We start from the raw sequence: 13607 nt of genomic DNA, 5'->3' as shown, positions 1-13607 counted from the left end.
CCTCCCTTAAAATGTTTTACCCATAAGGAAGAAAAAGTTCCAATTATCATTGTAATATGCCTCCCCAAATCTCAAAAGCCCAAACATTGGGACGTTAATTCCAAGCTCAACACCAAATGAATAATTCCACTTATCAAAGATATAATCTTCCCCTACATATGCAAAATCTGAAAATAGAGCAACATAGAACGGCATATTAGTATTTTCTTTTAAAACATACCTTAAATCATTATTTAATAACAATGTTTTATTACCTTCTAAAGTTGCACCTCTAAGGCCATTTAAACCGTTTAGATAATTGTAAATCGTACTTCCTTCTTCTTGGAAAAGCTGGGAAGCATATAACCTTGAAGCAACTACTATATTGCTAAATGGGATATGTAAAGAAAATTCCTCTTGAACTTTTAAAGCAACCGGTGCATCACCTGTTAATTTAAAATATTTTTGCCCAACAAGATTTAAATTAATTCCTTTTGTAGGAATAATTAAATCATCAAGATTCTCGTAATTGTAGCCAGCGAGCACATTTGCGCCAAAATACTCTGTCGGAGTTGCAGAAATAGTTTTCTTGTAATTTATGCCTCCTCCAAAACTAAAACTGTTGTTGTTTATCTTTAAAGTGCTAAGAGAAATATTAAAATCAAAGTTATTACTCGTTGCATCTTCCAATGAATCATTCTTATAACTATAATTTAAAGTACTACCAAAAATCATAGGTTTTCCAAAAGGCTTCCTTATTGAATATTCCAAACCAATAACCTTATTAGTCAATCCAAGTGAAACATTTAAGCCTATTGTTTGGCCAAGTCCAAAAGGATTAGTCGTTTTTAGTTGCATTTGAGCTGCAAAACCTTCATACCAAGGTCTATCATCTCCAGGAGGCCCCCAAGCACCTCCTCCAACAAAATTAAACCTTTTTTCCTTTTCTTTAACGATCAATGTTACATCTAAGGTATCGGTTGAAGAAGGAGTTATATCAAAATCTATATTTTCAAAAAATTGAGTTTTATAAATTTCAACGTATGTATCTCTAAGACTATTTCTATTTGCATAATCACCCGGCTTAACTTTTATTAAATCATCAAATGTATATTCCTTTGTTCTGGTTAGACCGTCAATATTTAATTTTCCAAATTTATACTCCAAAACTTCCACTTTGAAAATTCCATTTTCAAGCTTCGGGTTAATCTCAATAAAATATTCTTTCGAATCGTACCAACTTTTTACTTTTTGAACAATATTTAAAAGCTCAATATTTGTAAATGTTCCTGATAACGTTTCTAGATCACTAAAATCATTTAATGTATTACCTACAACATCAACTTTTTGTATATAAACTGGCTCCCTTGTAATTGTATTTTGAACAATTACAAAATTCAATTTTTTAGATGGTTTCTCTGTATCAACCTCTAAAAATTGTAAATTCGTATATGGTGAAAAATATACATATTTACTTAATTGCTGGTAAACTTTTTGTATGTCTGAAAGCTTTGGATAATAATCTTTTTCACTGTCGAATAATCTCAAAAGCCAATTTTTTTCTAGATAATCTTTGTATTCTTTTATTTTAGCTTCTTTCTTAATATCAGACAAAACTTCTTCTATACCTTTTGTGTTTCCAGAAAATTCTATATCGTATAATGCATATTCTGTTACTTTAAAAGTTACTTCTGTTGAACCAACAGTACCGCTAACGTATACAAATGCTTGATCCTTATTTTTAGAAAACACATTTGAAACAAGATATCCATTGTTTTTATAAAGCTTTGTTATATTTTCAATACTCTCTTTAAATTTTACAAAACTAAAAGGTTTGTCTGCTTTTAATGTTATCGATGATTCAAGAGTCTCTTTTTCAATTAACCCAATTCCATTAATTTCTAGACTAACATTTTCTATTTTTCTATTTTCAACCACATTTATGATTAATTCAACAACATTATCTTTTTCAACTTTTTCCCATTCAACACTTGAAAAATATCCTGTTGATTTTAAATTCCTTATGATGTTATTTATAGCATAATCATTCACATCCATTCCTAAATAATCTTCATATGCAAATTTTAAATCCTTCTCGCTGAGAGAACTTAATCCGTTAAAAGATACTTTCTCAAGCACAAATGAAAATGATAAAACAAAAAAAAGGCTCAAAACAACAACCAACGCTTTTTTCATACCCTAACCTCCTTGTTTTTCTAATTCCTCAATCATTTCCTTTAAAATGTTAATTTTTTCTGCACTATCTAGACTTCCTAAGTACTTTTTAACAACTTCACTATTAATTTCATAACAGTCGTTATACCTACATCTTTTGATTGTCAAATTAACATCTCGGTTCATTAAAAGACTTAAAAATACCATTATCAAGTCTCCCACAGGTTGACAATCAATGTGAGATTTTTTAAAATTTGCATAGACTTCTGTCCCAATTCCAAGCCTTGTTTCAATTTTTACCTCTCCTCCTGTCATTTCTGCTGCTTGCTTTAAAAATGGCAATCCTAAACCAAACCTCCGAATCTCTTTAGGTCTGGTTGTATAGAAAGGATCAAACACCTTATCAACATCCTTTATACCAGGTCCATCATCGGTAACAATAAATGTGAACTCATCATCTGTTTCATATATTTCCAAAGTTATATTTTTTGCACCCGCTTTAATAGAATTTTCAGTAATATCTTGAACATGGTCAGCAAGAGTTACAAGTCCCATATAGTTTTCACCTTGCCTTCAATAATGCTATCTAATATATTTTTCACACTTTTTCCACCTTCAATTATACTATACCTTTCACCAATTTGATTTATAAAATGTGCATCAGAAGAACTTATGGCAACAAAACCATGTTTTCTTGCCATCAACAGATCATCTTTACTGTTAACTTCCACAACTTTCACATCTTCATTAGGAAAAATTCCCAGTTGATATAAAACGCCAAATTTTCTTGAGATGTGCGCATAAACGGGAACACCATTATGCCTATTAATTAAATCAACAGCCTGGCTTAAAGATAAATCGGTAGGAAAAGAAAGTGGGGTAAATTCCATACCAATAAACTCGTCTTTTTCATTTACATAAAGTTGATAACCAAATTTTTCAGGATCGTATTTAATTTTTGGAAGGTGAGCATAAACAATCTCGGTTAAATTTTCTAGTGAATCTATATCATAAAAATATCCTAAAATATGGACATCTTCAACTGTTTGTATCTCAATACCTGGAATTACTACCTTTCCAAATTCTTTTAACACATTTGAAAATACTCTTACATTTTTTCCACTGTTATGATCACAAAGGGCTATTACATCAAGAAACGAATTTTTAAAAACACCAGGTACCATAGAAATATCGGCACAAGGTGAAAGGCAAGAGTGAACATGTAAGTCACATTTCATAGTATTCCAAGTGAATAGATTTTACCTGAAACAACAAAAGAACTCTCATTTGATTTTAAGAGACTAATTCCTTCTTCCTTTGCTTTTTCAATTGTATCAGGTGAATACTCTAGTCCTTCACACAAAATAATAGCCTTTATTCCAACCATTGAAGCAACCGCAATAATATTTACATGATTTTGTACTGTAATCCAAATAGAATCACTTTTGGCATTTTTCATTACCATGCTTAATAAATCCCCGGTACAACCATGGAAAATCTCGCAATCCTCTTTTAAATAAACCACTTCTGCATTTATCTTTTCTATAATTTCAGACAATTTCATTTTTTACACCTCTCATATTTCATCTATGCAGTTTGATCAAACAATATTCCAAGCAAATATTTAGGAAAATTCATACCAAATTGCAACGCATTTTTTGCCATTTCAAGCATTAAAATCTGTCTCTCTAATTCTTCTCTTTTTACTGGATCCTCTTCAATTTGTAATTTCAATTGTAGCTGCCTAATTTTTTCAGAAACGTGCCTTGTATCAACCTTTAGCCCTTCATTTTCGGAAATTTCATTGTCTTGATCATTTTTTCCTGGAATATACATCCAAACTCTTGTCTTGCCAGCAACTGCAGCAAGAAAAGATCCTCTTTTTCTAAGATCAAGATATATTCCACCATATATAATATATCCGCCTTCTTTTTGGGCTTTTCTTTCAAAGGCATAATAATTACTCAATTCCTGAGACAAAACTCTTAAAACACTTCTACTTGCTGGAGCACCGTGAGAAAGGCCAGGCTCTCCAGGATCAAGTCTATAACCAAGCATTGGATTTGAGATAGCAGATACTTTCATAGTATCACCTGCTTAAAAATCTCAACGCCTTTTTAATAATATCATCTAACTTATCGTCCTTTGTGGCAACTTTATTTACAGCCTTTTTAGCCTGATTCCTATTAAACCCCAAAGTAACCAATGCTTCTATAGCTTCTAGAACTTTTCTATCTTTTTCATCGATACTTACATCTAATTCTTTAATTGTGTCTTTTAGTTCTAAAACTATTCTCTCTGCAGTTTTTGGCCCTATTCCAGGTAGGTTTGAGAGCGCCTTTACATCTTCATTAATTATAGCACTTACGACTGACTCAACACTGTTTGATGAAATAATTTTCAAAGCGCTTTTTGGTCCAAGTTTGTTCACACCAATCAACTTTTCAAAAAGTTTTAGTTTAATAGCCTCTAAAAAGCCATACAAACTTATCCCATCATCATTTACGACCATTTTTGTATATATCTTTACATTCCTATTTATATATTCCTCAAAATCTCCCGTATCTCCTACAATTATTTCATATATTAAATCATTTACATTCACATATACCTTACCATTTTCTATACTTTCAACTTTTCCATTCAAAGCATGAATCATATATTCACCCCAAACAGCTCCCTAGCATTATTTATTAGCTTTTCAGAAACATCTTCACCGATCAATTTATTTATTTCTTCTACTACATATTTTACATACGATGGCTCATTTCTCTTTCCCCTATACGGTTGTGGAGGAAGATATGGACAATCAGTTTCCGTGACTATATTTTCCTCTCCAACTAATCTTACAATATCTCTTAATTGCTGATTTTTCTTGTATGTTAATGGCCCACCAATTCCTAGATAAAAACCTAATTTAACAAATTTTAAAGCATACTCTCTATCACCACTAAAGGAATGAATTACACCGTTAAACGGGCCGATCATTTCAAGTATATTGTATGCATCTTCATATGCATCTCTAACATGAACAACAACGGGTAATTTTAAATCTTTTGCAAGCATTAACTGTTCTGCAAATACCTTCTGTTGTACTTCTTTTGGAGAAAAGTTTCTATAATAATCCAATCCTATCTCTCCAATTGCCACAACTTTTTCATTCTTTGCTAACTTTTCCAATATTCCAAGATAGTCATTTGGTACACTACTGCTATCATGTGGGTGAACACCTACTGTTGCAAATATTCTGTCATACTTTTTTGAAAGTTCAATACATTGATAACTATCTTCTATATTTGTTGCTACATTAACTATAAACTCAATACCATCATTTTCAAAATTTTTTATAATTTTCTCCCTATCTTCATTAAAATGCTTCATATGCAAATGCGCATGCGTATCTACTATCTTCACAAAAACCCTCCTTTCAATTTTTATTATACCACTAAAAAAACAACTAGTTGCAATCATAATAATATTCAAAAATTCTGTGCTTTATCTTTATGATTTTTCAAAAAAATTAAAAGCGGCCTATTTAAAGGCCGCTTTTAAACTCTTAAATTTATTGCTTAATTATTTTCCATCTCTTTTAATTTTTTTACCAAGAATGATGCAACGTGTACTCCTTTTGTTCCTCTTCCAAAACCTGCATCCATTCCATTTTCTTTTGCAAGATCATCTGTTATTTGAGTTCCACCTGCAACTATAATAATCTTATCCCTAATTCCTTTTTCTATAGCAAGTTCATGGAGCTTTCTCATGTTTTGAACGTGAACATCGTTGTGTGTAATAATCATAGATGCTAAAATAGCTTTCGCGCCTGTTTCTATTGCTGCATCAATGAGTTTTTCAGGTGGGACACTTGTTCCAAGATAAGTATACTTAATTCCATATTTTTCAATTCCACCATGTTTTATATCCAAAACTTCTCTTAATCCTACTGAATGTTCGTCATTACCAACAGTACCTGCTACAACATGAATTGGATTGTTTTTTACATACTCGAATATTTCTTCCTCTGGTAGTGTTTCAGGTTTCTTTGGAATTTCTAATTTATCAACTTCAATTTCAAATGGAACCTTTGCTTTTACCTCAATATATGTTCCTTCTGCAGGATGAAGAACCCCCTTGTGAATTACTGTAATTTCCTCTAATCCAAGTTTTTTACACAAAGAAATTGCAGCAGCTTCTGCTAATTCTTCTGGTAATGCAAATGTCATATCAAGTTGAATCCAACCATCTGCAAACCACTCAACTTCAGGTTTTATTACATTTCTTTTTTTCATATCTCTGATTCTTTCAAGTCTTACATTTACATTATCTGTTTCATCTAATTCATCAATAAATTGAATTTTATCAGGGTTATGAAGCGTACAACCGCCTATCAGATCACAAGGTTTTTCAATACCTTCAGGAAGATTATTATATCCAAAGTGCTCACAAACAGGCGCCATATAATCCTCATCCCTTGGCACGACTGTTCCTGCGGCAATTTCTCCGTCCTTTTTTCTTGCTATTCCATCACCAATTCTTTCCGGGTAGTATCCATTATCTACAAACATTCCAGCTTCTAATGCCTCAAAGTACCCACCCATATCTAAAATTTCTTCCAGCATAAGAATAGCTCTCATCTTCAATTCTCTTACTTTTTCCCTTATCTTTTTCTCATCAATTTTCACGTATTTTTTCATTCCATCTAATGCAACCAATGTATGTTTTGCTGTTTCAACACCACGAATTGAATTTACGTGCCATGGAACATTTCTTCCTTCATCTGGAGTAATAGTTGATTGTAAATCTGCCGATGTAAACCTTGAAATTAATGTATTTAAAACGTGTATTCTTGTAGCATCGAAAAGATCAGATTCTATGTATCTTGTATTCATTTGGGCTCTAAATCTAAATCCATCGAATAATTCTCTTAATGCTACAGCATATGGAAGGTTATACCTAAATTCAGGCATTGGAGCAACAACTGGCGGAACTGTAGATAGCGCTATATATTCTTTTTTCATTCCTGCCTTTAAAGAGTACATACAATTTATTCCATGTTGGACTAATAGTTCAGGCATTACTGTCCACGCAAGTTTTGCTGATGCATTAGCATTGTGTGCACCGTCAATTTGGAGCATATTAACAGAGGCCATTATCTTTTTTGCAACCGCTGCATCAACAAAAGATCTAATAGGGTTTATACCTCTATACAAAACATTGTATTGTGGATCCTGGTGTGCACCATTAACTCCTTCTTCAGCAAATAAAACAGCTATTTCCGGCCCTGCAACACCTGAGACATAACTGTGAAAATTAATTGGACGGCCTACTTCTTCTTCAATTAGATCAAGAGCTTTTCTTGTTGCACGTAGTTGCTTTCTTGTAATAGGAATTCCACCAACACCTTCTGGTGTACCCTCTATGAGTCCATCGTAGTGTGATTGACCAAGAGTTCGTATAACCATAATATGATCTGCACCATGCCAAGCTGCCATTCTCATCCTTCTTATATCATCTTCGAACCTTCCCGAAGCTATTTCTGAAGTAATTACTACTTCCGGTTGAGGATCAATATTTCCAAAGTAATGTGCAGCTGGAAGTGGAATAGAATTTTTTAAATTTTCGCTGACTTGGTAATATTCATAATCCCCAATTTTTGAACCTTCTGGAAGTCTTTTTCTCCAGGTCCATCCTTTTCTTTTTGGGCGATATTTATCTAAATCCTTCAATATTTCATCTATATCTATTGTTTTTTTAGGATCAAGCATCATTTTTCACCCCTTTGAAGATCCTATCAACATCTTCCCAAAATTTTCCCTCAATCAATGCTCTACCTGCTTCTATAATATCAATATTTTTCTCTTTGGCAATTTTCCAAACAATATGACCTGCACCTTTGCCAAGCAGTCCTCTCTGGAATATCATGTCAACAAGTTTTGATGCTTCAATACTATTAAAACCCATCCTCAAAAGTACTGATCTTTCAACAGAAGGCGATGTATGAGTTTTTGCAAGTTCTATTAGAGGATCTACAACCTTTTCAACAAGATGCCAAAAATATTGATTTAATTCATCATCAGTCATTTTTTGTAAATGTTTGCTTCTTTCTAAGAAATCATCTTTTCTAGGCTTCAATTACTTCACCTCCAAGTTCTTTAACAAATTTAACTATCTTCTCTGTGCTGGTATTTGTATCTTGAGCCATAAACTCTATTTCTTGCTTATTAAACTCTTTCTTGTTATATCTTTTTATTACTTCTTTTACATAGCTCTTTCTGACTTCATCCATATCAAATTCAATGTATCCAATCTGAGAAGGATGTTCTGGTATAACTATTCTTTTCCCTGGAAGATCCTCTTTTATAGGATCTCCTCTTTTTATCTCCATACCCATTTTTTTAGCAAAAGTTAATTGTGCAGATGGCAATTTTCCTGCTCCAGTGTATTCGGTTTCGTTTACAACTATTACTTTATCATCATCCATTTCTAGTGCAAGTGCAAATGCAGCTGCAAGAGAAGTGTTACCTGCAGGGCCTCTCTGCATTCCTTCAAGTTGCGCAAGCATTTCAGTTATATAGAACACTTCGCCTTGAGTTACAAGAAGATATCTATCCATATATCTCAATGCACGTGCCGCATTCTTTGGAACATCTGATCTATCAGGGAATGTTGCAAATGGAATACCAAATCCTGTATGACCAGTTGTAAAGTATTTCTTGTTAAAGTCATTATCGCTTGCCATATGTAATCCTCTAAGGTTTACACTTGCTGCGATTATTTCCGTTTCATTTGCTCCCGCCTTTTTTAACCCCCTGGCTGTCCCAGTTAAAATACCTCCACCCGCATGTGTTATAACAACTGCATCGGGATATTTACCAACCATTTGCATAGTCTGCTGTGCTATTTCATATCCAAGAGTTTCAACACCCGCTATTGCATACGGTGTATAAAGAGATGCATTAAAAAATCCCGTTTCTTCAAGTAAAACAAGGGTATAATAAAATAGTTCTGGACCTACTGTTAATTGAACTACTTCCGCACCGTATGCCTCACAGGATCTTGCTTTTTCAAGTATTTCTGGCTGTCCTACCCATCTACTATCGTAGCATTCTTGAGTGATAATACACTTTAATCCCCTTTTAGCTGCTTGAGATGCAACAGCAGCACCATAGTTACCACTTGTTGCAGCAATAACTCCTTTATACCCATGCTTTTGTGCATGATATACACTTACGGATGCTCTTCTATCTTTATAACTCCCAGAAGGGTTTGTAGCTTCATCTTTAATAAAAATTCTTGCACCTTTCCCTTTTGGAGCAATCTTTTTTATAAGCCTGTTTATCTGTTTTAATTCTACAAGAGGAGTATTCCCTACTCCAGTCTCACTTTGAATTTCTCTTACTTTATCAAGTGAATAGCCTACTTCTTGCATCATCCTTTCATAGTCAAATATTATTTCAGAAGATATGAATTTTTCATAATCTATCCCAACTGCTTTCTTCATTATTTCGTTTTTCCTAGACATTACTGCATCATATGATAAGTCACGCATTACTATCACCTTCTAAAATCTTTCTAAGTTCAATGCCTATAGTTAAAAGTTCTGGAACTGGCTCACCAAAATCGTGTTCGTATTTTGGATTAATCGCAACAAGCGTTCCTGTTACTCTTCTTCCAATAAGAGTTAATATTTCTACTTCATCTCCTATATTTGCATCTTCATTCTGCAAAAATCCTTTAACTCTCATTTTTAAAGGTACCTTTTTAGTATCCTCTGGAAGAGGCGCTGTTCTCTCTTCCGGCTTTAAAAGTAGTTTTTCTATTTGAACCCAATCTCCCTTTTTTGCTTTCATGCTTTCCACCTTCTTATCATTTTATAGACAAAACCGAACGGGGTACTGGAAGATCTGCCATTGTTTTTAATCCTGGCTCTGCACCAATTACAATTGGAATCATATTTGTTGCAATAGCTATTGTTGCTTTTCCACCTGGAATTTCAGGCTTTATCGCAAGTTTTATATCTGGATCACCATAAATTTCTATATAATCTCCTGTTTCAACACCTTCAAGATGTGGATGAATTTGTTGAGGATGTTGCATTTCAATTACTACTTCATCTCCAATATATGCTTTTGCAGAGTGATTACAACCTGCTACCATACCTGGTTCTACTTTCACCACAGGTGTTTCTCTGTGAACATTTGAAATAATTGGTTTTCTTTCTTCTTCAATTTTAGTAATATTCCAACCAAGTGCTCTTGCAATCATCATAATACTTTGTGGAAAACCTATATGTCCAACAATCTTTCCAGTCTTTAAACCCTCCTCAAATTGTTCTGGAGTTGTTCCAACTCCTTGAGTTTCCATAACAGTCTTTCCAAATGGTGAAAGATCGTTTATTCTTCTTGCCACTATCTTGTCTACTCTATTGCATACTCCTGTTAATGAAAGAATTAATGTATCAAGAACAAATCCAGGGTTTACCCCTGTCCCAAGTATTGTAACTCCATATCTTCTTGCAAGACTGTCCATGTATAAAGATTCTTCTGGGTGTAAATCAAAAGGAAATGCCATTTCTTCTGCAATAGTTACTACATTGCAATGATTTTTTACTGCATATTCTATTTGTGGAAGTACTTCTTTAACAAAAGAAGATGTAGCAATAACTACAAGATCTGGATTAGTTTTTTCTATTATTTCCTTGTCCTTGCTTACAACAATACCCATTTTGTCCATTCCAAGTACTTCCCCCACATCTTTGCCTGCATGATTTAAATCAATAGCTCCTACCAATTTCATATAGCCACTTTGTATAATGTTTTTCGCAATACCACTTCCCATTGCACCTAAACCCCAAGAAACTATTCTCATTCTAACTCCTCCCTTTTTGTATAGTTATCCATTTTTATGTTATCATGTTATTTAAAACTTTTCCAATGTGTGTAAAATGAATTAATTTTAAGTAAAAAAGATAAAGTGTGAAAAATATCATTAAACACCTTTATGCTAAAGTATGCTTTTTTATATTTTTTCTCATAAAAATCAAACCAACAAACAAATAATTTCAAATTTTTCATATGCAAAAGCAATTTTTCAAAATGTTTCAAACTATAAACCTTTAAAATAAAACTGTTACATAAATCGACTATCTTTTTACTTAGTAAAACTATAAAATTAATAATTGGACATAAAAAAAGAATTTTTTGGAGGTGAAAATATTAAAAACTTGAGTTTATCCATTAAAATATTGATCATAACTTCTATTTTAGGAATTTTCATGATCCTACTTGGAGTTTATTCTATAAACTCAATGAAAGCATCTCTTGTAAAAAATGAAAAGGCTTTATTGGAAAACGATACTAACTACTTTTCAGAAAAACTATGGAGCCAAATTAACTTTTATTCTCAGATACTAAACAATCTGGATTTAAACATTCAGAATAAAAATATCAATAACGTTATCGACTTGTTCAAAAACACAAAAAATGGTTATGAAAATCTAGTGTTTGTTTATATTGCTGCTGAAAAAGATATATATATCTACCCTAACATTGAAATCCCAGAAGATTTTGATCCAACTACACAGCCATGGTACAAAGACGCTGTTAAAAAGAGAGGAAAAATAGCTATTTCAGAACCATATAAAGACAGTATTGCAAATAAATTTCTTATGACTCTTTCTAAAAAAACTTCTTTAAATAACAAAGATGCTGTTTTAGCAATCGATATTGATATAACAAAACTTTCACAAGAAATAATATCTCTTGATTCAAATACCTCAAATGAAACACATATTCTTTTCAGCAGCCAAGGCAATATTATTTTACACTCAAATTCAGAACTTATAGGAACAAGTGCTAGTCAAACAACATTATTTAAGAAAATAAGTAATAGTTCAGAGGAAGGAATATTTGAGTTGAAAAATGATAATGGTAAAAAATTACTTGTAAGTTTTAATAAGCTTCCAAACGGTTGGATATTCACAAGTATAGCTGACAAAGACACTCTTCTTGGAACTGTCAATAAAGAAACAGTTAATCTAGTAATAATATTTATTATAGGTTTTGCTGTAAGCGTAGGTTTTGGACAATTAATCTCAAATAAATTTATCATAAAACCCTTAAAAAATATTACAGAAGCTTCAAAGGCTGTATCTGATGGTGACTTAACCGTAGAAATCAATTATTCATCAAAAGATGAAATAGGAAACCTTTCAAACTCACTAATCCAAATGATTGATTCTTTAAACCAAATAGTAAAAAATATTGAGGTGAACGCTAAAGAAGTTGAAGATGAAGCTAAAAAAGTTTCAAACTTTTCAGAAATATCTAAAGAACAAATAGAAAAACTTGTGCAAAAATTCAGTGAAATAGCTTCAGAAGCAACAAATGCTTCAGCTGCCGTTCAGCAAGTAACTGCAGCAGTCCAAGAAGTAGCAAGTACAGCTCAGACAGTTTCAAATGCAGCGCAAAATCTTAGTGAGAACGCACAAAACGTTACAGAACTCTCAAAAAGAGGTCAATATGAAATAAAAAATATCTCTCAAATAATAGAGCAAACGAAAGAAAAAGCAGAATTTACCCAAAATGTAGTTGAAAACCTATCAAAAAGAGCAAAAAATATAAACGAAATAGTTGAGGCAATTAATTCAATTGCAGAACAAACAAATTTATTAGCATTGAATGCAGCAATTGAGGCAGCAAGAGCAGGAGAAGCAGGAAAAGGATTTGCAGTTGTTGCTGATGAAATTAGAAAACTTGCTGAAGAAAGTAAGATCGCAACAGAAAATATTTCAAAAATATTGAACGAAATTCTCAAAGAAAGTATTAATGCAAGTCAAGCTACTAAAGAAACAAATGAAATTGTTCTAACTGCAACAAAACAAGCTATATCCGTAAGAGAAAGCTTTGAAAACATACTAAATAACATTATGGAAATGACAAATATGGTAGAAAATCTTGCTGCAAGTGCACAAGAACAAAGTGCAAGTACCGAAGAAATGAGTTCGGCTATGGATACTATCAACTCTTCTATACTCTCAATTTCATCAAATCTTGAAGAAGCATCAAACGAACTAGTCAAACAAGAAGACTTGATAAAAGAAACATTTGAAACTTCTAAAAAACTTTTCGAACTTTCTGAAAAGCTGCTAAATTCAATAAACAGATTTAAAGTAAAAGATTAAGATAAATCATCATCAAAACTCTCCGCGCCGTGCGGAGAGTTTTTTATACACTATACACTTATTCTTTTACAAACTAAATTTTCATATAAACGAAACAAAATTTTTATAGTTAAATTCAGTCGATGTGTAATAGTGTAAAAAGTCCTGGAGATCGACTGAAAAAAATTAAAATTTTGTGTAACTTCAAAATATTTTACGTTGACCCTGGCCAAAGTAAAAAATAGGTTAAATTAGAATATAAAAAAAGGGCTACACCTGCTAAAATTATTTTTGT

At 32.5% G+C, this 13607-nt stretch carries 13 protein-coding genes; 1 reads left to right on the top strand and 12 read right to left on the bottom strand.

All coding sequences use genetic code 11. The features are described from left to right. Positions 1 to 6: 6 nt before the first annotated feature. From EO083_RS02015 to ord, 12 genes are all read right to left on the bottom strand, one after another. Complete coding sequence (locus EO083_RS02015) at positions 7 to 2175, bottom strand: BamA/OMP85 family outer membrane protein (RefSeq protein WP_126992558.1); 2169 nt, start codon at positions 2173 to 2175, stop codon at positions 7 to 9. A gap of 3 nt (positions 2176 to 2178) precedes the next feature. After that, on the bottom strand, positions 2179 to 2709 hold the full coding sequence (locus tag EO083_RS02010) for an ATP-binding protein (RefSeq protein WP_126992557.1): 531 nt from the start codon (positions 2707 to 2709) through the stop codon (positions 2179 to 2181). Further along, entirely contained in the window at positions 2697 to 3338 is a 642-nt protein-coding gene (locus tag EO083_RS02005; RefSeq protein ID WP_126992556.1) for a PHP-associated domain-containing protein, read from the bottom strand. Before EO083_RS02005 ends, EO083_RS02010 begins: the two co-directional genes overlap by 13 nt. A 50-nt stretch (positions 3339 to 3388) precedes the next feature. Further along, positions 3389 to 3718, bottom strand: coding sequence for a DRTGG domain-containing protein (locus EO083_RS02000; RefSeq protein WP_126992555.1), 330 nt, complete (start codon positions 3716 to 3718; stop codon positions 3389 to 3391). A gap of 23 nt (positions 3719 to 3741) precedes the next feature. Then, on the bottom strand, positions 3742 to 4239 hold the full coding sequence (locus tag EO083_RS01995; protein WP_164723682.1) for a hypothetical protein: 498 nt from the start codon (positions 4237 to 4239) through the stop codon (positions 3742 to 3744). A 4-nt stretch (positions 4240 to 4243) separates the two neighbouring features. Then, entirely contained in the window at positions 4244 to 4813 is a 570-nt protein-coding gene (gene ruvA, locus EO083_RS01990) for a Holliday junction branch migration protein RuvA (RefSeq protein ID WP_126992554.1), read from the bottom strand. Further along, positions 4810 to 5568, bottom strand: a complete 759-nt coding sequence (locus EO083_RS01985) for a TatD family hydrolase (protein WP_126992553.1) — start codon at positions 5566 to 5568, stop codon at positions 4810 to 4812. Before EO083_RS01985 ends, ruvA begins: the two co-directional genes overlap by 4 nt. Before the next feature lie 155 nt (positions 5569 to 5723). Continuing rightward, on the bottom strand, positions 5724 to 7916 hold the full coding sequence (oraE, locus tag EO083_RS01980; protein ID WP_126992552.1) for a D-ornithine 4,5-aminomutase subunit OraE: 2193 nt from the start codon (positions 7914 to 7916) through the stop codon (positions 5724 to 5726). Further along, positions 7909 to 8283 (bottom strand): ornithine aminomutase subunit alpha, encoded by a 375-nt coding sequence (locus tag EO083_RS01975; RefSeq protein ID WP_126992551.1) that lies wholly within the window; start codon positions 8281 to 8283, stop codon positions 7909 to 7911. The genes oraE and EO083_RS01975 overlap by 8 nt, the downstream gene beginning before the upstream one ends. Beyond that, positions 8273 to 9700, bottom strand: a complete 1428-nt coding sequence (gene ortB, locus EO083_RS01970; protein ID WP_126992550.1) for a 2-amino-4-oxopentanoate thiolase subunit OrtB — start codon at positions 9698 to 9700, stop codon at positions 8273 to 8275. Before ortB ends, EO083_RS01975 begins: the two co-directional genes overlap by 11 nt. Continuing rightward, the gene (gene ortA, locus EO083_RS01965; RefSeq protein ID WP_126992549.1) at positions 9693 to 10001 is read right to left on the bottom strand and encodes a 2-amino-4-oxopentanoate thiolase subunit OrtA; all 309 of its coding nucleotides are present in this window, start codon (positions 9999 to 10001) and stop codon (positions 9693 to 9695) included. Before ortA ends, ortB begins: the two co-directional genes overlap by 8 nt. A 16-nt stretch (positions 10002 to 10017) precedes the next feature. Further along, positions 10018 to 11019 carry a 2,4-diaminopentanoate dehydrogenase gene (gene ord, locus EO083_RS01960; RefSeq protein ID WP_126992548.1) on the bottom strand — a complete coding sequence of 334 codons (1002 nt, stop codon included), beginning with the start codon at positions 11017 to 11019 and terminating at the stop codon, positions 10018 to 10020. Between the two features lie 406 nt (positions 11020 to 11425). On the opposite strand from ord, the gene EO083_RS01955 reads away from it, so the two are divergent. After that, positions 11426 to 13333 (top strand): methyl-accepting chemotaxis protein, encoded by a 1908-nt coding sequence (locus EO083_RS01955; protein WP_241229929.1) that lies wholly within the window; start codon positions 11426 to 11428, stop codon positions 13331 to 13333. Positions 13334 to 13607: the final 274 nt, after the last annotated feature.

This window comes from Thermosipho globiformans (assembly GCF_003990895.1).
In the GTDB taxonomy this organism is placed as follows: Bacteria; Thermotogota; Thermotogae; order Thermotogales; family Fervidobacteriaceae; genus Thermosipho; species Thermosipho japonicus.
This window is presented reverse-complemented; position numbering and strand designations above follow the sequence as displayed.

Excerpts from the sequence above, each read along its gene's own strand:
- ruvA (WP_126992554.1), bottom strand. The coding sequence starts at position 4,813 with ATGATTCATGCTTTGAATGGAAAAGTTGAAAGTATAGAAAATGGTAAG.
- EO083_RS02000 (WP_126992555.1), bottom strand. The coding sequence starts at position 3,718 with ATGAAATTGTCTGAAATTATAGAAAAGATAAATGCAGAAGTGGTTTAT.
- EO083_RS02005 (WP_126992556.1), bottom strand. The coding sequence starts at position 3,338 with ATGGTACCTGGTGTTTTTAAAAATTCGTTTCTTGATGTAATAGCCCTT.
- oraE (WP_126992552.1), bottom strand. The coding sequence starts at position 7,916 with ATGCTTGATCCTAAAAAAACAATAGATATAGATGAAATATTGAAGGAT.
- ortA (WP_126992549.1), bottom strand. The coding sequence starts at position 10,001 with ATGAAAGCAAAAAAGGGAGATTGGGTTCAAATAGAAAAACTACTTTTA.
- EO083_RS02015 (WP_126992558.1), bottom strand. The coding sequence starts at position 2,175 with ATGAAAAAAGCGTTGGTTGTTGTTTTGAGCCTTTTTTTTGTTTTATCA.
- EO083_RS02010 (WP_126992557.1), bottom strand. The coding sequence starts at position 2,709 with ATGGGACTTGTAACTCTTGCTGACCATGTTCAAGATATTACTGAAAAT.
- EO083_RS01995 (WP_164723682.1), bottom strand. The coding sequence starts at position 4,239 with ATGAAAGTATCTGCTATCTCAAATCCAATGCTTGGTTATAGACTTGAT.
- ortB (WP_126992550.1), bottom strand. The coding sequence starts at position 9,700 with ATGCGTGACTTATCATATGATGCAGTAATGTCTAGGAAAAACGAAATA.
- ord (WP_126992548.1), bottom strand. The coding sequence starts at position 11,019 with ATGAGAATAGTTTCTTGGGGTTTAGGTGCAATGGGAAGTGGTATTGCG.
- EO083_RS01955 (WP_241229929.1), top strand. The coding sequence starts at position 11,426 with ATGATCCTACTTGGAGTTTATTCTATAAACTCAATGAAAGCATCTCTT.